The 25,703-nt window shown below is 48.2% G+C and carries 21 protein-coding genes and 2 tRNA genes; 18 read left to right on the top strand and 5 right to left on the bottom strand.

The features are described 5' to 3' along the window. The first annotated feature begins 17 nt into the window (after positions 1–17). The 5 genes from C7U56_RS11190 to C7U56_RS11170 all read left to right on the top strand — a co-directional run bounded on the left by C7U56_RS11190 (position 18) and on the right by C7U56_RS11170 (position 6,222). Positions 18–974, top strand: a complete 957-nt coding sequence (locus C7U56_RS11190) for a LysR family transcriptional regulator (protein WP_107001271.1) — start codon at positions 18–20, stop codon at positions 972–974. 626 nt (positions 975–1,600) lie between these two features. After that, positions 1,601–2,530 (top strand): fumarylacetoacetate hydrolase family protein, encoded by a 930-nt coding sequence (locus C7U56_RS11185; RefSeq protein WP_107001270.1) that lies wholly within the window; start codon positions 1,601–1,603, stop codon positions 2,528–2,530. Positions 2,531–2,598: 68 nt separating this feature from the next. Next, a complete protein-coding gene (locus C7U56_RS11180; RefSeq protein WP_107001269.1) occupies positions 2,599–3,393 on the top strand; it encodes an SDR family oxidoreductase in 795 nt (264 codons plus the stop codon). 273 nt (positions 3,394–3,666) lie between these two features. Then, positions 3,667–4,914, top strand: a complete 1,248-nt coding sequence (locus C7U56_RS11175) for a dicarboxylate/amino acid:cation symporter (protein ID WP_107001268.1) — start codon at positions 3,667–3,669, stop codon at positions 4,912–4,914. A 129-nt stretch (positions 4,915–5,043) separates the two neighbouring features. After that, the gene (locus C7U56_RS11170) at positions 5,044–6,222 is read left to right on the top strand and encodes a pyridoxal phosphate-dependent aminotransferase (protein ID WP_107001267.1); all 1,179 of its coding nucleotides are present in this window, start codon (positions 5,044–5,046) and stop codon (positions 6,220–6,222) included. Between the two features lie 270 nt (positions 6,223–6,492). On the opposite strand, the gene C7U56_RS11165 is transcribed toward C7U56_RS11170, so the two are convergent. Beyond that, positions 6,493–7,431, bottom strand: coding sequence for a LysR family transcriptional regulator (locus C7U56_RS11165; protein WP_107001266.1), 939 nt, complete (start codon positions 7,429–7,431; stop codon positions 6,493–6,495). A 781-nt stretch (positions 7,432–8,212) separates the two neighbouring features. On the opposite strand from C7U56_RS11165, the gene nifS reads away from it, so the two are divergent. From nifS to C7U56_RS11140, 5 genes are all read left to right on the top strand, one after another. Beyond that, positions 8,213–9,400, top strand: coding sequence for a cysteine desulfurase NifS (gene nifS / locus C7U56_RS11160; RefSeq protein ID WP_022358754.1), 1,188 nt, complete (start codon positions 8,213–8,215; stop codon positions 9,398–9,400). A gap of 173 nt (positions 9,401–9,573) precedes the next feature. Beyond that, positions 9,574–10,011, top strand: coding sequence for a Fe-S cluster assembly scaffold protein NifU (gene nifU / locus C7U56_RS11155; RefSeq protein WP_022358753.1), 438 nt, complete (start codon positions 9,574–9,576; stop codon positions 10,009–10,011). Next, positions 10,011–11,090, top strand: a complete 1,080-nt coding sequence (gene mnmA, locus C7U56_RS11150) for a tRNA 2-thiouridine(34) synthase MnmA (protein WP_107001265.1) — start codon at positions 10,011–10,013, stop codon at positions 11,088–11,090. The genes nifU and mnmA overlap by 1 nt, the downstream gene beginning before the upstream one ends. Before the next feature lie 140 nt (positions 11,091–11,230). Next, complete coding sequence (locus tag C7U56_RS11145; RefSeq protein ID WP_233430253.1) at positions 11,231–12,451, top strand: N-acetylmuramoyl-L-alanine amidase; 1,221 nt, start codon at positions 11,231–11,233, stop codon at positions 12,449–12,451. Between the two features lie 80 nt (positions 12,452–12,531). Continuing rightward, positions 12,532–12,621 (top strand) — tRNA-Ser (locus C7U56_RS11140). Between the two features lie 175 nt (positions 12,622–12,796). Here the strand turns inward: C7U56_RS11140 and C7U56_RS11135 are convergent. Together C7U56_RS11135 and C7U56_RS11130 are read right to left on the bottom strand one after the other, a co-directional pair. Next, a complete protein-coding gene (locus tag C7U56_RS11135) occupies positions 12,797–13,645 on the bottom strand; it encodes an aminotransferase class IV (RefSeq protein ID WP_107001264.1) in 849 nt (282 codons plus the stop codon). A 117-nt stretch (positions 13,646–13,762) separates the two neighbouring features. Next, entirely contained in the window at positions 13,763–14,905 is a 1,143-nt protein-coding gene (locus C7U56_RS11130) for a YkvI family membrane protein (protein ID WP_107001263.1), read from the bottom strand. Between the two features lie 212 nt (positions 14,906–15,117). On the opposite strand from C7U56_RS11130, the gene C7U56_RS11125 reads away from it, so the two are divergent. Next, complete coding sequence (locus C7U56_RS11125) at positions 15,118–16,029, top strand: LysR family transcriptional regulator (RefSeq protein ID WP_107001262.1); 912 nt, start codon at positions 15,118–15,120, stop codon at positions 16,027–16,029. A 210-nt stretch (positions 16,030–16,239) separates the two neighbouring features. Here C7U56_RS11125 and C7U56_RS11120 read toward each other — a convergent pair whose 3' ends face one another. Both C7U56_RS11120 and C7U56_RS11115 read right to left on the bottom strand, forming a co-directional pair. Beyond that, positions 16,240–16,584, bottom strand: coding sequence for a cupin domain-containing protein (locus C7U56_RS11120; RefSeq protein ID WP_107001261.1), 345 nt, complete (start codon positions 16,582–16,584; stop codon positions 16,240–16,242). A gap of 143 nt (positions 16,585–16,727) precedes the next feature. Next, entirely contained in the window at positions 16,728–17,525 is a 798-nt protein-coding gene (locus C7U56_RS11115) for an ATP-binding protein (protein WP_107001302.1), read from the bottom strand. Positions 17,526–17,879: 354 nt separating this feature from the next. Here C7U56_RS11115 and C7U56_RS11110 point away from each other — a divergent pair, with 354 nt between their 5' ends. From C7U56_RS11110 to feoB, 7 genes are all read left to right on the top strand, one after another. Continuing rightward, positions 17,880–19,055 (top strand): aminotransferase class I/II-fold pyridoxal phosphate-dependent enzyme, encoded by a 1,176-nt coding sequence (locus tag C7U56_RS11110; RefSeq protein ID WP_107001260.1) that lies wholly within the window; start codon positions 17,880–17,882, stop codon positions 19,053–19,055. 45 nt (positions 19,056–19,100) lie between these two features. Beyond that, positions 19,101–19,679: a VanZ family protein gene (locus tag C7U56_RS11105; RefSeq protein ID WP_233430252.1), complete on the top strand. Its 579-nt coding sequence runs from the start codon at positions 19,101–19,103 to the stop codon at positions 19,677–19,679. Between the two features lie 16 nt (positions 19,680–19,695). Then, complete coding sequence (truA, locus tag C7U56_RS11100; RefSeq protein WP_107001259.1) at positions 19,696–20,451, top strand: tRNA pseudouridine(38-40) synthase TruA; 756 nt, start codon at positions 19,696–19,698, stop codon at positions 20,449–20,451. A 120-nt stretch (positions 20,452–20,571) separates the two neighbouring features. Next, positions 20,572–21,162: an RNA polymerase sigma factor gene (locus tag C7U56_RS11095; protein ID WP_107001258.1), complete on the top strand. Its 591-nt coding sequence runs from the start codon at positions 20,572–20,574 to the stop codon at positions 21,160–21,162. After that, positions 21,159–22,613 (top strand): anti-sigma-I factor RsgI family protein, encoded by a 1,455-nt coding sequence (locus C7U56_RS11090; RefSeq protein ID WP_107001257.1) that lies wholly within the window; start codon positions 21,159–21,161, stop codon positions 22,611–22,613. The genes C7U56_RS11095 and C7U56_RS11090 overlap by 4 nt, the downstream gene beginning before the upstream one ends. A gap of 286 nt (positions 22,614–22,899) precedes the next feature. After that, positions 22,900–22,972, top strand: a tRNA-Gln gene (locus tag C7U56_RS11085). Between the two features lie 256 nt (positions 22,973–23,228). Then, a complete protein-coding gene (gene feoB, locus C7U56_RS11080; RefSeq protein WP_107001256.1) occupies positions 23,229–25,589 on the top strand; it encodes a ferrous iron transport protein B in 2,361 nt (786 codons plus the stop codon). Positions 25,590–25,703: the final 114 nt, after the last annotated feature.

The raw sequence follows: 25,703 nt of genomic DNA, 5'->3' as shown, positions 1-25,703 counted from the left end.
AATGGAGGGATGGGAGTATGTTCAGTAAGCGTGAGTATGAATACGTGATGGAAATTGCGAAGGAAGGAAGTTTTTCAAAAGCAGCCCAGAAACTCTATATTTCCCAGCCGGCGCTCAGCGGTGCGATTAAAAAGATTGAGAAAGAGTTATATGGGCTCTCGCTTTTTGACCGGAATGTGAACCCGGTGGCACTGACCCCGGCGGGGCAGTATTATCTGGAAAAAACGCGGAAGATATACGAGCTCAGCAATGAGATGGAGCAGCATTTTGCAGAGCTGGCGGGTATCCGTTCCGGTGTGATTAACATCGGAAGCTCCGGATATTTCTGTGCGTATTTTCTTCCGGAGGTGATCCGGGGCTATTGCAGACTGAATCCAAAGTGCCGGATCAACGTGACGGAGACGGATATTTCAGGGATGGATGCGGGGCTTAGAACCGGGCAGTTTGATATCACGATGGATGTCGAGGCACTCGACCCGGAGATGTTTGAGAGTGTGACGCTGGGGTATGAGTATATGATTATGGCGGTTCCTGCTTCCTTTGCTGTGAATGAGAAGCTGAAAGAGTTTCAGATCTCCAGGGAATCAATCCTGGAGCGGAGTTTTCTGGATGAAGCGGTGCGTGCGGTGGACCTTTCCAAAGTCTCGAAAGAACCATTTCTGATGCTGAAAAAGAATCAGGATTCTTATAAAAGGAGTATGGATATCTGCGCCCACGCTGGTTTCGAGCCGAAGGTGATTATGTATTTTGATCAGCTTCAGACTGCCTATAATGTGGCGCGGAGCGGACAGTCCGGTATCATCTTTTTTAGGGATGCACTGCTGAAATACACAGAGAAAACGGAAAAACTCTGTTATTACAAGATTGGCGATCCGCTGGCAAAGCGTGCAATCCTTTTGTCGATGAAGCGCTATCCGGGCGTGGGGGCAACAGTAGATGATTTTATCAAATACATTCTACTGGCTAAAAAATAGTTTAAAATTTCACAAAATACTGATAGAAAATTGCTTATAGTGCCATATTTAAAAATAACTCGGATTTTTAACCAGATAAAATACTGGAGTATATCCCATAGCTGAAAAAATAGAAACTTGGATGCAGAGCCTGGGCGGCGGCTATTCCCATGACTGTGCGAAAGCGATTGCACTGGTGCCGTTTTTCAAGGCTGCATATTAAAATAAGTGTTCAAATTCTCAGTGTCATGGACAGGCATAAGGATTCTCCTATGGACATCAAACATACTACTAGAATGATTAACTTATAAAAGCAATAATAAAACGATTATATATATTTAAAATCATACGTCTGGAACAGGCATTTCCACTTCCTCCAACCACAAGGAAAGCCTGTATCCAGGCGTATTTTCGCTTATTAGGGAAGGTCAAGTATCATTTTAGACACGTTATGGTCCATAACCATTTACCTATACGTCCATATTCGAAAGAGAGTTGGAACATTTTTGGTGGGAATGGTAAAGTAATGTCAGAAAGAAACAGAGAGCTTCAAGAGGTTGGGTTTCAGACGCTGAAACAAAATGAAAAGAAACAGACAAATAGAACTTCTGAAGAAGCAATCTCTGACAGATAAAGGAGGAAACCATATGAGATTTGCAACTATCAAAGTGAACGGAACAGAAAAAGCCGGTATCGTCTTAAAGAATGGAGTGCTTCCGATTGAGGCACTGAATGCAGCAAAGGGAACCGCATGGGCCGAGGATGTCATGAGTCTCATCCAGAAGCAGCAGATTCCGGGACTGACAAAATGGTATAACGCAGGCGGCAAGGAAGAGCTGGAAAGTATTCCGGGACTGGTTCCGAGCGAGAAAGTTGTATACGGACCGCTCTACCGCAACCCGAAACGTATCTTCGGTATCGGCCTTAACTATGCAGACCATGCCGGAGACATCGGTTCTGCAGCTCCGAAGGGATTTCCGGGAAGCTTCTTCAAGCAGGCAGACACCCTGATTGGTCCGGGCGATGAAATCCTGCTTCCGAAGTTAAAAGAAGCACAGAAAACCACCGCAGAGGCTGAGCTTGGAATCATCATGGGCAAGGATTGCAGAGATGTATCCGAAGAAAACTGGCAGGATGCCATCGTCGGTTACACCACCATCCTTGATATGACTGAGGAATCCATCTTAAAGGGAAATGATTATGTAAGCGGCAACCCGAGATATTTAACCATCGTAAAGAACTTCCCGACCTTCTTCTCCTTCGGTCCGGAGCTTGTAACCCCGGATGAGGTACCGGATGTCAATGAACTTCTGGTCCAGAGTGTTCACAACGGTGAAGTTCATGCAGAAAACGTAGTAGCAAACATGACCCACAGACCGCCGCGTCTGGTATCCCTGCACAGCAGCATCCAGGGCTGGTACGCCGGAGACATCCTTTCCACCGGAACACCGAGAGCGTTCCATATCCAGAATGGCGATGTAGCAGAGTGCCGCATCACCGGACCGGACGGATTCGAGATGACACCACTTGTAAACCCGGTTGTTGACTTAAAAAAACATCCGGAAAAGGAAGTGTAGGAAAATAAAAAATTCAAACAGAACATTCAAATCATTTTATATATTCATTTTAAGCAGGAGGTAGCAACATGGATTTAGGATTAAAAGACAAAGTAGTTCTCTGTATGGCATCAGCAGCCGGACTTGGCAAGGGAATTGCAACCGAGATGGCAAGAGAAGGTGCAAAGGTTATGATTTGTACCGCAGAACCGTTTAAAGATCAGCTTCTGGAAGCACAGGCTGAGATTGAGAAAGAAACCGGAAACCGTCCGGAGACCTTCCTCTGCGATGTTAACAAGGCGGAGGACATCGAGGCACTTGTAAAACACACCGTTGAAACACTGGGCGATATCTACGCACTCGTAAATATGTGTCCGGGTCCGAAGCCGGGACCGTTCGTAAGCTTTGATGATGCGGCATGGGAGGGCGCTTTTGAGATGTGCCTGCTCTCCTACGTAAGAACCATCCGTGCGGTACTCCCGTCCATGAAACGTCTCGGCGGCGGCCGTATCGTAAACTCAACTTCTTCTTCCGTTAAGGACTGCCTGGACAACCTGATTCTTTCCAATACCATGAGAATGGGCGTTGTCGGCATGAGCAAGACCCTGGCGAGTGAGGTCGGCAAAGACAATATCTTAGTCAATGTCATTGGACCAGGTCGTATCGGCACCGCAAGAATTGAGAATCTGAACAAGATGCGTGCAGACAAGGCTGGCATCAGCGTAGCAGATTACGAGAAGGAAGACCTGAAGAAGTTCCCGATGGGACGCTACGGCACCATCGATGAATACGGACGTCTGGCTACATGGCTGTGCTCCGAGGCAAATACATACGTATCTGGTCAGACTATCCTGTTAGACGGTGCGATGACAAGAGCATACTAATTGCAAAACATGGCAAAGATGCATTTCCGGAATGCAGGACATCCGGAAGAGTTCACGGAAGGCATGTTTTGCAGGTGAATTGGGAAATTTACCCGGAACTGCAGATACCTCTCTCCCGGAGGACATTTGGGGAAATGAAATCTGGGAGAGAATATAGCATAGAGGAGGTTGTTTAAAGCAGGCACTTTTGAAATAGAAAGTGCTGTGAAACAACATGGTGGTCACATATGTGTGAACAGTAAGTGAGGGTATTGCATAAGAAGGGGAATATTCATGAAAGAAAAAAAGAAATTGAGCTTGGCGACAAAGACGTTCATCGGTTTTGGCCTTGGTATTGTCATCGGACTCGTATTTGGAGAAAAAGCAACCATTGTAAAACCTCTGGGAACCATCTTTTTAAATATGATTAAAATGATTGTCGTTCCGATGGTATTCTTTTCCATCACAGCGGGAGTCGCGAGCTTAGGAGACTTGAAAAAGCTTCGGAACATTGGCGTGAAGGTGGTTGGACTGTATGCGCTGACATCTGCACTCTGTGTAGGATTAGGGCTTATCATGGCAAACATCATCAATCCAGGAAAAGGATTTGATTTAACCGCGTTATCACAATCAACTGATTATGAGGCGCAGGCGATGCCGAGTATCATTGATACGTTAATCGATATGTTCCCATCCAACATTTTCACTTCTTTTACCAACACAAATATGCTGCAGATTATCGTATTTTCGGTATTCTTAGGCGTAGCACTTATCATGATGGGAAAAGAGGGGGAACGCCTTTTAGCAGGTGTACAGAGCTGTGCCAATGCAATGTATAAAATCACAGCCATTGTTATGGAGTTTTCTCCGATTGGTGTATGTGCACTGTTAGCAGATTCAGTTGGTGCATATGGTCTGAAAATCTTTGGACCGCTCGGAAAGCTGATTCTCACGGTTTATGCTTCCGATGTAATCCTTGTTTTACTGATGTATATTCCGATGGTAGCGCTTCTGGCAAAGTTCCCGGTAAAGAAATGGCTGCAGGGTATCTGGAAAGTATGGGTTGTAACGGCCAGCACCACCAGCAGCAGCGGTTCTCTTCCGATCACAACCTCTGTTACGAATGATGAGTTTGGCGTATCTTCCGAGTTATCATCGTTCTCCCTGCCGCTTGGCGCAACCATCAACATGAATGGTGGATGTATCTACTATGCAGCGGCTATCGTAATGACGGCACAGATTTATGGAATGAACCTGACACCGTCCGCATTGGTAAACATTATTATTTCTACTGTATTAGTAGCTATGGGCTGTCCGGGTGTTCCGGGAGGCGCGATCATCATGACCACGATTCTTCTGACGAACATGGGACTTCCGCTGGAGATTGTAGGTCTGATTGCCGGTATCTTCCGACTGATTGATATGGCAAATACAACCTTTAACGTAACCGGTGATGTGGTAACCACCATGGTGGTAGCACGCAGCGAGGGCATGATGCATACGCTGGGAACTGGTGCGGAAACCGAGACAAAGGCAGCGTAAGGGCTGGAGAACAGAAAAACGGAATTCCGGCCGGCTACCAGGAAAAATAAAATATTCTTGGAAAAGTGTCAGCAGATGCGGACCAATGAGAATCTGAGAGTATATGCAGAATGAAAAGGAGATTTTATTATGGATAAATTATTCGCAAAAAGAATGGATGAACTGGTTCCGTCTGGAATCCGTAAAGTAAACGAAAAGGCGCTGGCAATGGAGCGCGCAGGAGAGACGGTCATTCACTTTGAGTTAGGGCGTCCGGATTTCGATACACCGGAATACATCAAGAATGCCTGCATCGAGGATATCAAAAAAGGCGATGTATTCTATACTTCCAACTTTGGTACCATGGAGCTGCGGGAGGCGATTGCCTGGAAATTAAAGACGCAGAACAATGTAGAGTACAAACCGACTGAGATCATCGTCAGTGTAGGTCTTTCCGAGGCAGTTTTTGATGTCATGGCAGCAATTCTCGACGAGGGCGATGAGGTTCTGGTTCCGAATCCGGGCTGGTTAAACTACTTAAATGTTCCGAAGCTTCTGGGCGCGGTTCCGATTACCTATACATTGAAAGAGGAGAATGATTACCAGATTGATCTGGATGAGATTCGTGCAAAGGTTACCCCACGGACCAAGGCACTCGTTCTTATCACTCCGAGCAATCCGACCGGCGGTGTGCTGGCAGAGGATGTGCTGAAAGAACTGGCAGAGATTGCTGTGAAGAACGATATCATGATTATATCAGATGAGGTATATGAGAGACTGTTATACGATGATGCAAAACACATCAGCATCGCCTCTCTTCCGGGCATGAAGGAGAGAACCATCACATTAAACGGCTTCTCCAAAGCATACTCCATGACCGGCTGGCGTCTCGGCTACGCAGCCTGCAGCGAAGAGATTGTCAAGACTGTCAATAAGCTGCATCAGCACGTGGTTACCTGTGCAAGTTCCTTCGTACAGAAAGCCGGCGTCGTAGCGCTGAAAGAAGAGAAGAACGAAGTAGCAGACATGGTAAAAGAGTATCAGAGACGCCGCGACTATGCAGTTAAAGCAATCAACGAGATCGACGGACTGAGCTGCCGCTGCCCGAAGGGTGCGTTCTACATCTTCATCAACATCGAAAAACTCGGCATGAGTGGACAGGAATTTGCTCCGCTGCTTCTTGAAAATGCCAAGGTAGCAATGGTACCGGGCGATGTATTCGGAAGCGAAGGCGACCACTATATCCGTATGTCCTTTGCAAACAGCTATGAGAATGTTGTTGAGGGATGCAAGAGACTGAAGGAATTTGTGGAGAAGATTCGTAAGTAAAAGTTACTTAAAAAATTTGCTTTACGAATTGAAAGACCGAGTGAATGGTCGGAATCTGGATAAGGAAGAATAGTAGAATAAAAATTCTTCAAATGTTAAATAAATTCGACCAAGAAATGATAGAAAAATATGAAATAAAACACAGGCAGCTTCGACGGATATCGTCTAGGCTGCCTGTGTCTATTAGGGGCTGAAGTCCCATTTTGTACGTTTTGTGCAAAAATTCTAAAATATATGTAGAAACAGAATGCACAGAGAAAGAGCAAATTCTTATGCCTTAATCTTCTTTTCCTCCAGATTCCGGTAATACTCCTTCACCATATCGATAAAATCCTTCGCGTGTGGTGAAATAATGCTGTTCTTCTTATATAAAAGCAGCAGCGGCACGCTGAACGGTGGATTGTCTACGGTGAAGAATGCAAGCTGCTCCACGTGGGCAGTGTGGCGGATTCCGCCTTCCGGGAGGAAGGTGATGCCGAACCCTCTTGCCGCCAGGTTGACCGAAGTCGTACTGCTGGTGGTGTATAGGGCATCCTTTGGTTCCATATTCATTTTGGCAAAGAGGTTTTTCATGGCGTGTCCCATGACCTGATCCTCCTGCAGCAGGATGAAGCGTTCCCGGCGCAGCTTTTTCATGTCGATTGGAAGCGGATGGTCCGGAGTGCCTGCTTCCAGACCGCGGATAGCCGGATGGTCCTTGCTGGCTACCAGAAGGAGGCGCTCATTGAAGATGGTGTCATAGACGAAATCATCCAGATTGAGCGGCATATTCATCAGGGCAAAATCGATCTGATCCTCCTGTAACAGCTTGGAAAGCTGGGCAGTGTGGTGTTCACGTAAGGTGATGCGGACATCCGGGTGGCTTTCAGAGTAGCTTGGCAGGATATCCGGCAGCAGGACGGATCCGCGCCACAGCGTCATGCCGACATTCAGAGTACGGCTGCGTCCCGTTTTCAGCTCGCCGAGCTGTTCCTCAAACTGCCCGGTCAGGACTCCGACACTTTCCAGATAACGCATATAGATTTTTCCTGCCTCAGTTAGTTTGAGCGGCATATGGCTGCGATCGAAGAGCTTGACACCTAATTCCTTTTCGGTTCGTGCGATACACTGGCTTAAATATGGCTGTGACAGATATAATTTTTCAGCCGCTTTGGAAATGCTTCCCTCACGGACGGTGGTAATAAAATACTCCGGGTTTTTAATATACATTTTTCCGCCTCCATTTAGCTTAATTAGCCTTTGCTTTATAGGACTATTTTTAAATGCTTATATTATTGTAAAAAAACAATATTTATATTCTCGTTCCGGGGATGGTATTTCAAGTTGATGCGTGTTATATTATAGCCATCAGGAAAAAACAAGAGTTTTCACTTAGAAGTATCCTAATAATATATAATAATATTACAATAGCGATATGTCAAGTGAAGAACCGACCTGATTCTATACCAATCCCTTTTATGTATAAGTATTGACAGGTATCCGTTACCAGTTTATTTCTTTTTATTTATGTAAACCCTATTGCATCAACCCTCCATGTGCGGTCAGAAGCCAATGACAGCACTACAGCAGTTATCCGAAGATTCCCTCTTGGAGGATAACATGCGTTTCCACGGAATTGCTGCCGATTGGGTAACGGATTTCAAGGCAGAAGTGGAGCAAAGATTTAATAAAAAACCGTTTAGTCAGGAGTTGACCCCTCCTAGCTGGACGGTTTTTTATTGTCTGGATAAGTAAGGTGGAATAGCTTGAGCACATTATATACCCCATTTTTAACTAGGTTTTTTCAAAAACCCGCTCATTCTTGCTTGTATTTTTTCAATTTTCCTATATAATAATAAAGAACGTAGATGAAGCTTTTACCTTTATTGCTACAAACTATGTACGCAGCAAATGTTTACAGGCGGGGAGTTCCTGCCGTGAGATTCCGTGTGATACAATCACAATAAAGGCAGGCGTGCATACACTAAGAAGAAAGGCGGATTTATTAGTTATGAAACAGTTGATTTATCTGGACAATGCGGCGACAACCAAAACGCGTCCGGAAGTAGTGGAGGCAATGCTCCCGTATTTTACGGAGTATTACGGCAACCCGTCTTCCGTTTATGAATTTTCGGCAGAGCCGAAGAGAGCGATTGCACAGGCTCGCGAGACGATCGCGAAAGCGCTGGGCGCAAAGTCCAACGAGATTTACTTTACCTACGGCGGCACGGAGTCTGATAACTGGGCGCTGATTTCCACAGCAGAGGCATATCAGGCAAAGGGCAAGCACATTATCACGACCAAGATTGAGCACCATGCGATTCTGCACACCTGTGAGTACCTGGAGCAGAGAGGTTTTGAGGTTACTTATCTGGATGTAGATGAGTTCGGTGTTGTTAAATTAGACGAGCTGGAGAAGGCGATCCGTCCGGACACCATCCTCATCTCTGTTATGTTTGCAAACAATGAGATCGGTACGATTGAGCCGATCAAGGAAATTGGTGAGATTGCGAAGAAACACGGCATTTTATTCCACACCGATGCGGTACAGGCATTTTGTCATGTTCCGATCAATGTAGATGAGTGCCATATCGATATGCTCAGTTCCAGCGCTCACAAGTTAAATGGACCGAAGGGAACCGGCTTCCTTTATATCCGTACCGGATTAAAGACTCGTTCCTTCATCCACGGCGGCGCACAGGAGCGTAAACGCCGCGGCGGTACCGAGAATACGGCTGGTATCGTAGGATTCGGCAAGGCAGTTGAGATTGCGATGGCGACGATGGAAGAGCGCACAGCAAAAGAAAAAGCGATGCGTGACCACCTGATCGAGCGTGTATTAAAAGAAATTCCATTTGCACGCCTCAACGGACATCCGTCCCAGAGACTTTCCAACAATGCAAACTTTGCATTCCAGTTCATCGAGGGTGAATCCATGCTGATCATGCTTGACATGGAAGGCATCTGTGGTTCCAGCGGTTCTGCATGTACCTCCGGATCCCTGGATCCGTCCCATGTACTTCTGGCGATCGGACTGCCGCATGAGATTGCACACGGTTCCCTGCGTCTGACCCTGTCAGCCGAGACAACCATGGAGCAGATTGATTTCACGGTAGACTGCTTAAAGAAGATTGTAGAACGTCTTCGTTCTATGTCTCCGCTGTATGAGGATTACATTAAGAAACATCCGCAGCAGTAAGATTTAGACATTTTAAGCAAAATGAACATCTACAGATAGGTACTTTTGCAACTGAAAGTGCCGTAGGATAACGTGGTGGCAGCAGAAATTTGCCGTATTTAAAGGCGAAAGCACGGCAAATTCCGTTACTGTACACGTACACAGTGAATGAAGATATAGAGAGGAAACACCCGATGTATTCAGAGAAAGTAATGGATCATTTCCAGCATCCGAGAAATGTAGGCGAGATTGAAAATGCCAGCGGTATGGGTACCGTCGGCAACGCAAAATGCGGCGATATTATGCGTATTTACCTGGATATCGATGACAACCAGATCATCCAGGATGTAAAATTTAAAACATTTGGCTGCGGTGCAGCCGTTGCGACCAGCAGCATGGCGACCGAGATGGTAAAAGGAAAAACCATCCAGGAAGCGATGGAAGTTACCAACAAAGCCGTTATGGAGGCACTGGACGGACTTCCGCCAGTTAAGGTACACTGTTCTCTGCTCGCAGAGGAGGCAATTCACGCTGCTCTCTGGGATTATGCTCAGAAGAATGGCATTGAGATCAAAGGACTCGTAAAACCGAAGACGGATATCGGCGAGGAAGACGTCGAAGAAGAGTATTGATGAAAAAGAAAAAAGTAGTAGTCGGCATGTCAGGAGGAGTTGACTCCTCCGTGGCTGCCTGGCTTTTAAAAGAACAAGGATACGATGTGATCGGCGTCACAATGCAGATCTGGCAGGATGAGACGAATGTAGAGCAGGAAGAGCACGGCGGCTGCTGTGGTCTGAGCGCTGTCGATGATGCCAGACGGGTTGCGGAACGGCTTGAGATCCCGTATTACGTGATGAACTTCAAAAAAGAGTTCAAAGAAAATGTCATGGATTACTTTGTACAGGAATATCTGGACGGACACACGCCGAATCCATGTATTGCCTGTAACCGATATGTAAAATGGGAGTCCCTTTTGCAGAGAAGTCTGGAAATTGGGGCTGATTATATTGCAACGGGACATTATGCGCGCGTGAGGAAGCTGCCGAATGGCCGCTATGCGATCTGCAAGTCTGCGACGGCGGCGAAAGATCAGACCTACGCGCTTTATAACCTGACCCAGCATCAGCTTGCACACACTTTGATGCCGGTCGGCGAATATACGAAAGACAAGATTCGTGAGATGGCGGAGGAGATTGGACTTCCGGTGGCACACAAGCCGGACAGCCAGGAGATCTGTTTCGTGCCGGACAACGATTATGCAAAATTTATCGAGGAAAATAGTGATTGCCGGATTGACGAAGGCAATTTTGTAGATAAGTACGGCAATATTTTAGGTCGTCATAAAGGAATTACCCATTATACGGTGGGACAGAGAAAGGGCTTAAATCTGGCACTCGGTCATCCGGTGTTCGTGACGGAGATACGTCCGGAGACGAACGAGGTTGTGATCGGGGAAAATGAGGATGTCTTTTCTAACCGCCTGACCTGCCGGAATCTCAACTGGATGGCGATTGAGGATCTGGGCGATCAGGAGATGCGCGTCAGTGCGAAGATTCGTTACAGCCACAAAGGGGCGCTCTGTACGATCCGCAAGATTGGCGAAGATCGGGTGGAATGCGTATTTGATGAGCCGCAGAGAGCGGCGACGCCGGGACAGGCAGTCGTTTTTTATGACGGCGAATATGTCGTAGGCGGCGGTACGATCGAATAATTTAGAAATGAAAGAAGATTTTAATTGGGCAGAAATCTCTGTCGGCATCAAAGTTGTGCTGCGATCCGATTGATTAGAAACAGTGAATGCGCGGATCATGGAGAGGTTAGAATCTTCTGTAAGATTGGAGTTTTTTATAAATGGCAAGAGGAGAAAGCAGAAAAAGAAAGCCAGGCACACCGGATTACCGGAAACGTTTCTGGGCGGCGGTGACCGCGATTGTGGTCACGGCGGGTTCCATTGGCGTAAGCCATGCTGGATTTACCCTTCCGAATCAGGCACAGAAGCAGGTGCAGATGGCGGCTGCTGAGACAGAACCGGCGGAACAGACAGCGAAGAAACAGGTGCCGAATGCGGCAAAGCGAAGTCTGGAGCTGGAAGATGCACAGGGCATTCAGGAGGCGGATGCAGCGGCGGTTGCGGACCAGAGCGAGCTGGAGAGTGACAAAACGACGGCGAGCGGCTTCCGGAGTGTCGATGAGACAGTGTATGCGACTGAGAACCTGCTCAACGTGCGTTCGGGCTGTGGAACGGAGTATGAGATTGTGACACAGCTGAATCAGGGCGACAGCGTGCAGCGCGTCGGTATCGGAGACGGCTGGAGCGAGGTGCTTTATAAGGACAAGAGCTGTTTTATCCGTTCCGAATACCTGACGACGACCGAGCCGGGCAGTGAGGAAGCGACGGTCACAGCGCAGGGGGCAGAAGCGGATGCACAGGGTGCACCGGTGTCCAACGGACGTATCGTAGCGATCGACGCGGGACATCAGGCAAAGGGCAATCCGGACAAAGAACCAGTCGGACCGGGCTCCTCGACCATGAAGGCGAAGGTGGCTTCCGGCACCGAGGGCGTATCGACGAAGCTGCCGGAGTATGAACTGACTTTATCAGTTTCGAAGAAGTTAAAACGGATTCTGGAAGAGAGAGGCTATCAGGTCGTCATGATCCGGGAGTCCAACGATGTCAACTTAAGCAATGCGGAGAGAGCGGAGATCGCCAACAAGAGCGGCGCCTCCATTTTTGTCCGGATTCATGGAAATTCGCTGGATAATACGACGGTCAACGGAACACTCTCCATGTGCCAGACGGCAACCAACCCGTACAACGGCGGGCTTCACGCGGCAAGCTATTCTCTTTCCAAGAAGATCACGGACTCTGTCTGCGCGGCAACCGGCTTCAAGAACCGCGGTGTGCAGGAGACAGACAGCATGAGCGGCATCAACTGGTGTAAGATACCGGTTTCCATTGTCGAGATGGGCTTTATGAGCAACCCGGAAGAAGACCAGAAGATGGCGCAGGATGATTATCAGGAATTGATTGCCGGGGGAATTGCGAACGGAATTGATGCGTATTATCAGTAAATGCTGAAAAAAACAGATGACAAAAGTCAAAATATCATGTATAATAGTATAGGTGTTTCGAAGAGAAACACCTAATATCTGGAGACGTAGCGAAGCGGCCGTAACGCGGCGCACTCGAAATGCGTTTGTCGGTTCATCCCGGCACGAGGGTTCGAATCCCTCCGTCTCCGCGTCCTGGGGATCCTTGTAAATACAAGGATCCCTTATTTTATTTCATAGGAAATTGCGTCCTATGAAACAAAAAATGCTCCGCGAGGATGCGCACTTGCGCGAAGCAGAAACATGTCGCAAGCGAAAAAGAGCTGCCACGTTTTGAGTGACAGCCCTTGGCAAATTTATGGATTTTTACCGTACCTTCGTATCTTCCGCATAAAACTCCGCATAAGCATCCTGCAAAGTCTTCAGCGTCTTCGGATCTTTTCCTCCGATTGGTTTTCCATCGAGTTCAACGGCCTGGATGCAGAGCCCGCCGGAGCTGCTGACGATGATTTCGTCGGCGTCTGCCAGTTCCTGCATGGTAAATGGTGCCTCGCTGGTCGGGATGCCGTTTTTCTCAGCTAACATCAGCAGATGTTTTAACGTGATGCCCGGAAGAATCAGATTATCTCTCGGTGGGGTGCAGAGAACGCCGTCCTTGATGATTAAGATATTGCTGTGGGCGCATTCGGTGACGCGTTCGCCGCGGTGGAAGACCGTTTCCTGACAGCCCTGTTCGATGCAGCGCTGGTAAGCGATGACACTTGGAATCAGGTTCAGCGTCTTGATGTTGCAGTGCAGGAAACGGGTGTCCTCCATCGAGATCAGGCGGAAAGTCTTATCAAATGGAATCAGGTCGCACGGAACAGTAAAAATCATCAGATTTGGTTTTACGGAAGCAGGTGGAAACTGATGTCCACGATAGGTAGTTCCGCGGGAACACTGCCAGTACAGCATACCGTGGTCAATCTCATTGGCATCGATGCATTTCTGCAGCTCGGCACGCAGTTCTTCGCGCGACATTTCAAACGGGATTTCCAGCAGCTTGCAGCTGTTGTAGAAACGGTCGAGGTGGTCGTCTGCGGCAAAAATGTTGTTGTTTGCAAAGGTGGTGGCATCGTAGCAGCCATCTCCAAAATAAACGGCGCGGTCCAACATCGGGATTTTCATTTCCTCGAGGGGGCCGATTTCTCCATTGTAATATCCGACATATTTCATTGCATATACTTCCTTTCTATGTTGATTCGAAAATACCTCGTCAAGTGTTTACATTATACCACATCCGTCTATAAGATGAAATCTCCCACAGGCGGATGTGTTCTTATCATTACATATTTATTTGTCTTTATGTTTAATAATCTTATATCCGCCTACCAGCAGCGTCGGCAGCAGGTAGAAGAGGATAAATCCGTAAGACAGGTACGAATAGCCCTGCTCGATCAAGGTGACAACGCCGACGCGGGATAATACGAGTGCAGCGATCAGCGTGATGACCGTAATCAGACCGCGGTTTGTATCGGACAGCTTGGCAGCGCCCTTTTCCTCCATGGCAACGTCGAAACGGTCGATGATCATGTGGATGCAGCCAGTTGCCGTCTCAACCAGCGTCCAGCCCATAACGAGACTGAACAGTGCCATCAGTGCCGGTCCGCCGTTGACTGCCTTGATCATTTCCATCCACGGGGTTGTGACATCCGCGCCGACGATGGAGGTGTCACCGTAGAAGCACATCATCGCAAAGTAAGACAAAAACCACGGAATAACCATCAGAAGACCGGCGATCAGACCGGAAATAAAGGTTTCTTTCCGTTTGGTCTGGCGTGTCAGGGAGAACATGCCCATCGGGATGGAATTGATGTTGTAGGCAACATACAGGATACCGGTGTAAATGCACAGCGGAACAGTGACAGAGCCGTCGTAGGTGCTGGTGTCCATCGTGCTGAATACATGGGAAATGTTGCCGCCCTTGTTGACGAGTACCAGAATTGTAAACAGAATATAGCCGCCATACAGTAAAATAGTACCGATCGATTCAAATTTCTCGATCATCTTGGAACCCTTAAAGTTCAAGAGTCCGCAAATCAGAACGATCACAACGGAGCCGAGAATATTCGGAAGTCCGACCTGCTCGAAAATACTTCCAGTTGCGGCTGCCATAACGGCAATCAGCAGAATCGCGATGAGGACAGTTAAAATATCCATCATCGGCCAGAGCGGTCCAATGACCTGCTTGATATAGTTTTTATAATCGTAAACCTTGTAGATCCGGCAGATCTCAAAGGTCAGGAAGGCAAACAGGGCAAAACCGATGCCGATCGTCAGTCCGGAGATCCAGCCCATCGCTCCGAATTTCGCACCGTAAGAATAAATCTCACGTCCGGTTGCATAGCCGCCGCCAATCAGAACCGATTGCAGCAGGACGCCCGGCAGAATGTACTTGGCGTATGTGCCTTCGTAGAAATTTTTGAATTGTTTCATACCTTTCACTCACTTTCTTTTGTTGACTATTAAAAATTATAAAGGATGAATGAAAAACTTGCCAATAGAAAGAACAGATATTATAATAAGGGAAACTTATAACGAAACAGGAAAAGCCAGATCGAAAGCCCGTAAATTGGGCGGCGTGATTCATTTTTTTGCTCGATCGAAAAGACGCGATTACATATAGGATATAGAAATGGGGAAATGAGATGAATTTAAAACAAATGGAATATTTTGTGGCGGCGGCGGAGCAGCTGAATTTTACGCGGGCGGCGAAAAAATGTTTTATTTCGCAGACAGCGATGACGCTGCAGATTCGGTCGTTGGAGGAGAAGATCGGGGTGCCGCTTTTTGTGCGGGACAAGCACCATGTCGAGCTGACGGCGGCGGGAAAGGTATATCTGAACGAGGCGCGGGCGGTTCTGGTCCGCGCCGAGGAGGCGGCGAAGCTCGCGCGGACGGCAGCGGAAGGCGTAGCTGGGGAGCTGACGATCGGATTTATCCGGGGATATGAGCAGAGCCGTTTTTCGGAGACGCTCAGAAGTTTTCATGAGGCGTACCCGAATATTTCGATTCATCTGCTGCGGGAAAATATGAGTGCGCTCTATGAGCTGTTAGATAATGGAACCTGCGATCTTGCGTTTAATCTGTCTTTGTACACGCAGAATTACGAGGATTTAAAGCATCGATTCCTCAAACGGTTTCCGATGATGGCGGTTCTTTATCCGGGACACACGCTGGCGGGAGAGAGCCATCTGATGTACCGTGATCTGGCGCGGGAAGACTTTATCATCATGCAGCCGCAGGGGCGTTCCAACGATGAGGCGGAAGAAGTATTGATTTGTTACAATAAGGGCGGTTTTATACCGAATATCGTGGCGCGTGAACGGGAGGTACAGACGGTGCTTCTGGAGGTGTCAGCGGGATTTGGCGTGGCGATTCTCCCAGAATATGCCGTCCGCCATTATCGGAATGCGCGGAATCTGGTAGTGGTTCCGCTTCTCCGCGCGGACGGCAGCCCGGAAGAGCTTGATTTTGAGATCGCATGGCGTCAGAGCAACCCGAATCCGGCGATTGAAAAGCTGCTGCAGTGGGTGGAGACACATGAGTATGTGGAATAATGAAAGCTGGAAGCTGCTGTTCATATCTGTTGAAGGGAGATTAACTGGAAAAATGAACACAACCATGTGCTTATAAAATGAAAAACAGGCATATCGCGGAGAAAAGGATGAAAATCATGCATGGATTCCTGCGGTATGCCTGTTTTGGAATAAATGGATAAGGGCTGCTATCAGTCGGGCTGCATGGTAAAAAGAGTTTGAGCGCAGTCTTTATTTAAATGGGAAAACAACCGTCAACATCCATTTAAATGCTTCCGGTGCATAAACGGCGTGCGGCTTTTTCGCCGGCATGACGAGAACTTCGCCTGCGTGAACCAGGTGCTCGACGCCATCGACCGTGAAGCGGCCGGTGCCTTCCAGAACGGTCACCATCGCATCTCCGGTGGAATCATGGGTGGAGATTTCTTCGCCTTTTGCAAATGCAAACAGAGTAACGCTGACAGCTTCGTTCTGTGCCAGAGTCTTGCTGACGATCTGACCGTCTTCTGCGTTTACCAGGCCGGCTAAAGACTGCACTTTTTCGTGAGTAATGTTTTTGATGTATGGGTATTCCATAATGAACCTCCTTAATAAAATCTCGTTTAGATATATAAATTTTCGTATTCTTTTGAGTCTGATTGAGTCCATTCGGCAGGTGTGTATGGAGAGCGGAACCTGCACGAAATGGTTGGGTAGGTCAATCGGGGGAATGGCAGATATTAATCTAAAATCCGCCCATCGATCGAAATGGTTGTTACCTGCCATGGAATGAATTTTCCGCTTGCCTGCAAGGCATTTTTAACTGCCTGTTCAATGCCTCCGCAGCATGGAACCTCCATGCGGACAACGGTCACGCTCTTGATATCGTTGCTGCGGATAATTTCGGTCAGTTTTTCGGAGTAATCGATGCTGTCCAGTTTCGGACATCCGATCAAGGTTATTTTACCATGGATAAAGTCCTGATGGAAGCGGCTGTATGCGTAAGCGGTGCAGTCGGCAGCGACCAGGAGCTTTGCCCCATCGAAATACGGTGCATGGATCGGAGCTAATTTAATCTGAACCGGCCAGTTTTGAAGGGCGCTCACCGGGATGGATGCTGAATCAGAAGGATTAAAAGTCTCGGCGCTATCTGCATGAGTATCGTCATGTTCAGAAGGAGCGCTTTCAGTGCGCTTCAGGAAACGGCTCATGGATCCTGGACATCCGCTGAATGCAGGGCGGGCGGAAGCGTTTGCAGAAGCAGCAGTATTTGCATTTTCCAGCACCTGTTTTGCCTTGCGGGCAGCCATATGAACCTGGACGGCCGCTTCATCGTAAGCCGCTGCTTCGCGCTCGACAAAAGAGATGGCACCGGTCGGACAGGCTGGCAGGCAGTCTCCCAGACCGTCACAGTAATCATCTTTTAAAAGAGCTGCCTTTCCATCAACCATGCCGATGGCGCCCTCGTGACAGGCAGAAGCGCAGAGCCCGCAGCCGTTGCATTTTTTTTGATCAATTTCAATAATTCTTCGTATCATGATAAAAACCTCGTCTTTCTTAACTTTCATGTATGAATTTCCTGTCCGTGAGGATAAAAGCACGGAACAATTACTGTTTCAATTACGAGATTAAGTATAATTGTTTTGCTGAGAAAAGTCGGTTGTTTTTACAACGTTTTTAGAAAAGCTACGGCAAATTCCGTTGTTGGACACGCCTTTACTTTCCTATATGCTTGTACTATAATTAATACTTATATAGCCAGATAAAAAGAATGGCGGAGAAAGGCTGAGAACCAGAAAAATCAAAGATAGAACGATGGAGAATGACAGAGTCAGGGGCTGTTGACTCAGCTGGTGGATAGAAGAACTTCTGAAAGCGAGGAAAAACATAAGATGAAATTTGCAAATAGAATGGACCGGTTTGGCGAGGGCGTGTTCTCCATGCTGGCGCAGATGAAGAAGAAAAAATTGGAAGAGGGGGAGATGATCGTTGATCTGAGCATCGGCGCACCGAATATTGCCCCCGCACCGCATATTTTAAAGGCGCTCAGCGAAGCCTGTCTGGTACCGGAAAATTACCTGTATGCAATTCAGGATCAGCAGGCACTTCTGGAGGCAGTGTCCGACTGGTATGCGCGCCGCTATGGAGTGGAGCTGAACCCGGAGACAGAGATTTGCTCTTTGCTCGGTTCCCAGGAGGGACTGGCGCACATCGCACTTTCGATCGTGGACGAGGGCGATGTGGTTTTGGTACCGGATCCGTGTTATCCGGTGTTTGCGGATGGTCCGTCTTTGGCGGGGGCAGAGCTTTACTATATGCCGCAGCGCGAAGAAAATCACTACATCATTGATTTGAAGGAAATTCCGGAGGAAGTCGCTCAGAAAGCGAAATTTATGATTGTCTCCTACCCGAACAATCCGACGGCAGTGCTGGCACCGGATTGTTTTTATGAAGAGCTGATCGCATTTGCAAAGAAATATGATATTATCGTGCTGCATGACAACGCCTACAGTGAACTGGTATTTGATGGAAGAACCTGCGGAAGTTTTCTGTGTTTCCCAGGAGCGAGAGAAGTCGGAGTGGAATTTAATTCCCTGTCAAAGACCTATGGACTGGCGGGGGCACGTGTCGGCTTCTGCGTGGGAAATAAGGAAGTTGTCAGTCATCTGAAAACGTTGAAATCCAATATGGATTACGGTATGTTCCTGCCGATCCAGAAGGCAGCGATCGCGGCGATTACCGGTGACCAGAGCTGTGTGGCTTCGACCAGAGCTGCTTATGAGGGACGGCGTGACTGTCTGTGTGATGGTCTTGCATCCATCGGATGGAAGATGGAGAAACCGGAGGGAACGATGTTCGTCTGGGCACCGATTCCAGCTGGATTTAGCGATTCGATGGAATTTGTAAAAACGTTATTTGAAAAAACAGGAGTTCTGGTGACACCGGGAAGTGCGTTTGGTCCATCGGGAGAAGGACATGTGCGGATGGCGCTGGTGCAGGATGAAGATGCGATCGCGCTGGCGGTACAGCGGATTGACGGGAGCGGAATCTTAAAATCCGAGCAGTAAAGGCGTAAGCGCATAGAAGAATCAAGCGAATACAGGGATTGATAGATGAATACAGGAAAAAATATCCGGGAAAAACAGAAAGCACTGGGAATGGCATGGATCTGGCATGTGATCTTAATATTATACATTTTATTTATCTACTCCAATTCCATGCGACCGGCAGTGCAGTCATCGGCGGAGAGCGGACGGGTTCTCCGGCTTTTGCAGAAGCTGGCAGCAGATACCGGAATAGCCGTACCATGGCTGACCGAGCATATTGTGCGCAAATGTGCTCATTTTATTGAGTATACAGGACTGGGGATTTTGCTGCGGCAGAGTGCTCTCTGTGTGCGTGTGAACGGAGCTATTTTGGAAGAAATGCGGACAGAGGATCCGGCTGATGGGAAAGATAGGACTGGGAGAATGCGTGCGATGGCACCGTGCGGGCCTGTATGGCTGGAACTCCATCGTATCGCTATTTTTGCGGTCCCGTTTCTGGATGAGACGATTCAGCTGTTTACCGAGGGGCGTTCTGGTCAGATCAGCGATGTGTGGCTGGATATGGCAGGAGCGCTGACCGGAACGTTGCTGTATCTGGCGGCGGGACAGATATATTTACGAATAAAAAAGAATGAAAATGGATAACACATGGAGAAAAAATATGCCAGATCGAAATATAAAAATTACCCTGCAATATGACGGAAGCCGTTATGACGGCTGGCAGAAGCAGGGAAACACGGACAAGACGATACAGGGAAAATTAGAGCAGATTCTGGAGAAAATGGCGGGGCAGACGGTAGAGGTGCACGGTTCCGGACGGACAGATGCAGGCGTCCACGCATGGGGACAGGTGGCGAATTTCCATCTTCCGGCGTCCTGTGCCGGGATGAGCGCGGAGGAGTTGAAAGCGTACCTGAACCGCTATCTCCCGGATGATATCGCTGTTTTATCGGCACAGGAGGCGGGAACGCGTTTTCACAGCCGTTTAAATGCTGTTTCCAAGACGTACTGCTACCGGATTGAGACGGCAGCGAAGAAAAATGTATTTGAGCGCCGATATGTGTACGGTCTGGGGGAACCGCTGGACATAGCGTCTATGAGACGGGCGGCTGCGTATCTGACGGGTGAGCACGATTTTAAAGCATTCTGTTCGTTGAAACGGATGAAAAAATCGACGGTGCGGAATCTCACTGCTATTGAGCTGACCATGCAGGAAAGTGTGTGCGAACTGCATTTTCGTGGCAATGGCTTCCTATATAATATGGTAAGAATCCTGACCGGTACACTGATCGAGGTAGGACTTCATAAGCGGACACCGGAATCAGTGGCGGAGGCGCTTTTTTCCTGTGACCGAGCGCTGGCAGGTTTTACGGCGCCGCCGGAGGGGCTTTTTCTGGAACGGGTCGAGTATGAATAAAGCTGCATTGATTTTTGCCAGCTGCCGTGAGGAGCTGGACAGAAATCAGAAAAAATTCATAACAAATGCAATAAGAACTGGTTTCTTTGCATTAAGTTATATAGAAAGGAAATTTCGTCCATGTTTTTGACGGGGCTTTTAACGACCATGGAAGAGCCGGTCGCCTATGATAAGATGAGCGATGAAAAGCTGCTTCTGCGAGTGGCAGAGGGAGATAAGGCGGCATTTCAGCAGCTTTATCAGAATACGGATAAAACTATATACGGTTTTATTCTATCGATTTTGCGGAATCTGCAGGACTCTGAGGAGGTCATGCAGGAGCTTTATTTAAAGGTCTGGACTTCGGCTGGAAGCTATCAGTCGCAGGGCAAACCGCTGGCGTGGATGTTTACGATCGCTAGAAATCTTTGCTATATGCGCTTCCGTGACCAGAAGCATGAAGCGGATATCGGGCTTTCGGATCTTTCTGAGATGGAGACAGGGGAATTCTGTCCCCAGATAGAGGATGCTGCGGATAAGATGGTATTACACGCAGCACTCAAAATATTAAATGAAGAAGAACGGCAGATTGTACTTCTGCGGACATCAGCGGGGTTAAAACATCGTGAGATCGCGGCAGATTTGGAGATGCCGCTGGCAACGGTGCTTTCCAAGTACAACCGTGCTATGAAAAAACTGAAAAAACACCTGAGAGAGGAGGGAGTACATTGACCGATCACTCTGAAACAGCGTGGGAACAGGATGAGATTGAGTCACATCTGCGATCGGCGATGGACGCCCTGACTCCCAACGTATTCGATAAAATCGATCTCTCGACGCCACAGGAGATCTATGTAAAACCATCCCGCCGTGTACGGATGTACCGCCGGATGCGGACCGTGGCGATGGCAGCAGCCGCCTGCCTGTGTGTGGCTGTGTTAGGAGGCGGTGTTTCATTTTACCAGAATCACCGTGTCGATTCGGTGATTGGCATCGATGTCAATCCGAGTATTGAGCTTTCCGTCAACCGGAACGAGAAAGTATTGCAGGCGAATCCGCTCAATGAGGATGCGGAGACGATCCTGGATGATATGAATTTGAAAAATGTAGACCTTGATATTGCGGTCAACGCATTGATCGGTTCGATGGTCCGGAACGGTTATCTGGATGAACTGGACAATGCGATTCTAGTTACCGTGTCCAATGAGAATGAGAAAAAGGCATCATCTTTGCGTCAGGATGTCGTAGGGGATGTAGAGTCTTCCCTGCAGGAACACGCGGTACAGGCGGTTGTCTATGACCAGCGGATGAAGGTAACCGGGGAGATTCAGGATCTGGCGGAGAAATACAATATTTCTTATGGAAAAGCGTATTTTCTGCGAGAGCTGATTCGGGATAACGACCTGACCGAAAATGATATGAAAAAATTTGCCGGTATGACGATGGAAGAGATTGCGCGGGAGATCGCGGATCGTGCTTATACGGTAGGTTATTCGAAGACGGACAGCACCATTGAGACGGATGCGGCTCTGGTTCGTGAGGTGACATTGCCGCAGACCGAGGAAGAAACCTTAGCGGAGACGACCGTGGAAAGCACCGGTCAGCCGGAAAATGAACCGACGCCGGCAGAACAGCCATCGACTGCAGTACGCCCGGTGGAGACAACCGCCGCAGCAGATGAGGACGAGGAAGAAGTCGATTCGGGAGGCAAGAAAGCGAAGATTGACTATGTAGATTACGAGAGCGGTTCGCTGAACATCGTTTTTAAGGAAAAGGTTAAATGGAAAAATCCGACCGTGTCGGTGGTAGATCCGGACGGTCAGAGCTATTCGGCGAGAATCACGGACACAGGCGGAACCTCCTGTGAGATTCACGTCAAAGGGCTTCCCGCCAATACGGAGTGCACGTTTACGCTCGGCGGAGTGGCAGTGCGGGACGGCGGTTCCTTTGGTACGGTAAAAGGCTATTTCGAGACGCCGGATATTGCGGATGATCTGATTGATGAGGATGACGACGATGCGGATGATGAGACAGTGGAGACAAAGCCATCCGAGACATCCCGCGCGCCGGAGACACTGACAGAAGCAGTAAAGGAGAGCACGCACTCGGAGACAGAGTACAGTCAGATGGAGACAAAGCAGACGGAAAAAGAAACGAAGACAGATGCGGAGTCAGCTAATTAAAGCGGAGTGTATGAGGATATATGATTCCTGCTGCCTGAACCATGATATGTCTGGAGTTATCAGAAGTTGGATTCGGGCAGCAGGAATTTTAAGAACCATTAGAATTATTTGCAGGAAGCCTCGTGACGGAAAAATATCCGGGGCATTACGAGACTGTAAAATGTTTCGAACTGGTAAACAATTATAATTGTTCAAAAAAACATAAGTGTTTGAAAAAAATACTTGACGAAACAAAAATTTATGATATAATAATAAATGTGGCTGAGACAGCTATGAAATAAAAGATTGGGCTATCGCCAAATGGTAAGGCAACGGACTCTGACTCCGTCATTTTCAAGGTTCGAATCCTTGTAGCCCAGCTATTTTGAGACAGTGAGGATGATTCATCCTTGCTGTTTTTCTTTTGTCTTTTCTGTTTTTTTTTCTGATTGGTAGATTCTTAAAGATTCCAACGATTGACAAATTCCCTAAAGTACAATAGACTTATCTGGAAACATAATTGAGAAAAAGTTTCAATAGTATTTTTCTCTCTATGCTTTGCTTCAAAATCAGGCGGATGTAGAAGCTTGATGACATACAATGAGTTTGACCAATGAAGAGAGATGGAGGCAGAGAATGACATTAAAGGATTTACCAATAGGAAAAACTGCAACCGTTCGGGCAGTTGGCGGAGAAGGTGCACTGCGGCATCATTTTCTGGATATGGGATTGATTCCGACTGCATCGGTTACGATGGTAAAATATGCGCCGATGGGCGATCCGGTTGAGGTGCGGATTCATAGCTATGAACTGACGTTGCGCCTGGCGGATGCAGAGAAGATAGAGATTGAGAATGTACGCGAGGCAGGAACCGAAGCAGCGGACAAAAAGGAACATGGGATTCCGATGGCGCGCGCGATCGATCACCCTGGACTCGGAGAAGGTGGAAAATACCATACAAAGGCGGAGGAACACCCATTGCCGGATGGCACCGTCCTGACGTTTGCACTGGCAGGTAATCAGAACTGCGGCAAAACGACGCTTTTTAACCAGCTGACCGGCTCTAATCAGCATGTGGGGAATTTCCCAGGCGTGACGGTGGACCGGAAGGATGGCACGATCCGCGGACATGAAAATACGAAAGTGACCGACCTGCCAGGAATCTATTCCTTATCGCCATATTCGAATGAGGAGCTGGTGACGCGTCAGTTTATTTTGCAGGAGCACCCGAAGGGAATCATCAATATCGTGGATGCGACGAACATTGAGCGCAACCTGTATCTGACCATGCAGCTTCTGGAACTGGATATTCCGATGGTTCTGGCGCTTAATATGATGGACGAGGTGCGCCAGAACGGCGGTTCTGTCCGTGTCAACGAACTGGAGGAAGAACTGGGAATTCCGGTTATCCCGATCTCAGCGGCAAAGAATGAAGGAATCGGAGAGCTGATCGATCATGCGCTTCATGTAACGCATTTTCAGGAGAAGCCGGGACGGCAGGATTTCTGTGATGCGGATTATCACGGTGGTGCGGTGCACCGCTGCCTGCATGGTATTATGCATCTGATCGAAGATCACGCGCAGAATGCGGGTATTCCGGTGCGCTTTGCTGCATCGAAGCTGGCAGAAGGCGATGAGGAGATTGAGGCGCGTCTGAATCTGGACACGAATGAAAAAGAGACGCTGGAACATATTATCTGCCAGATGGAGAAGGAACGCGGGCTGGATCGGGCAGCTGCGATTGCAGATATGCGGTTTGGTTTTATCGAAAAAGTCTGCAGGCAGACAGTCGTCAAACCGAGGGAAAGCCGGGAACACCAGCGAAGTGTGAAGATTGACCGTCTTCTTACCGGAACCTACACGGCGATTCCGGCATTTATTGCAATCATGGGTCTGGTATTCTGGCTGACATTTAATGTGATTGGCGCGGTCCTTTCAGATGGTCTGGAACTGGTGATTGGATGGCTGACAGAGCGGGCAGACGCAGCGCTGACAGCGGCAGGTATCAATCCGGTGCTCCATTCCCTTCTGATCGATGGTGTGTGCAATGGTGTCGGAAGTGTTTTGAGCTTTCTGCCGATCATTGTGACGCTGTTTTTCTTCCTGTCGCTTTTAGAGGACAGCGGTTATATGGCACGTGTGGCGTTTGTGATGGATAAACTGCTTCGAAAGATCGGCCTTTCCGGACGGAGCATCGTGCCGATGCTGATTGGCTTTGGCTGCACGGTACCAGGAGTCATGGCAAGCCGGACGCTTTCTTCGGAGCGGGATCGAAAAATGACGATCCTGTTGACTCCGTTTATGAGCTGTTCCGCCAAGATTTCGATTTATGCGTTTTTTACCGCTGTCTTTTTCCCGCATCATGGGGCGATTGTTATGATTGCACTTTATCTGTTGGGAATCCTGATGGGAATTTTGATGGCAATGCTTCTTAAAACAACTTTATTTAAGGGTGAAGCCGTTCCGTTCGTCATGGAGCTTCCGAACTACCGGATGCCGGGGGCGCGCAATGTCGCCCAGCTTCTCTGGGAAAAGGCAAGGGATTTCCTGCAGAAAGCATTCACAGTTATTTTTGTGGCGACGATTTTAATCTGGTTCCTTCAGACATTTGATCTGCACCTGAATGTTGTGTCCAATTCCCAGCAGAGTCTTCTGGCGGTTATTTCTGGTGTGATTGCACCACTGTTTGCGCCGATGGGATTAGGCGACTGGCGTGTCTGCACGGCACTTCTGACCGGATTTATGGCAAAAGAGAGTGTTGTATCAACGCTGTCGGTTCTGTTCGGGACGACTCAGAGCCTGCGTGACATTCTGACCCCTCTTTCAGCGGTCAGTCTGCTGGTTTTCTGCCTGCTCTATACGCCGTGCGTGGCAGCGATTTCATCGGTCAGACGCGAACTGGGCGGAAAATGGGCTTGCTTTGTCGTGGTGGCGCAGTGCGTGATTGCGTGGATTGTAGCGTATGCGGTCTATCTTTTGCTAGGGATGGTAATGTAGGTTTTGACTGAAAGTGAACCAAGGAAAAATTTCAAGCAACAAAAGGAGCTGCTGTTTTATTCTTTTTATGGGTTTACAGTAGACAACATTTTAGAAAAATGTTTATAATAGTAG

This window comes from Clostridium fessum (assembly GCF_003024715.1).
In the GTDB taxonomy this organism is placed as follows: domain Bacteria; phylum Bacillota; class Clostridia; order Lachnospirales; family Lachnospiraceae; genus Otoolea; species Otoolea fessa.
This window is presented reverse-complemented; position numbering and strand designations above follow the sequence as displayed.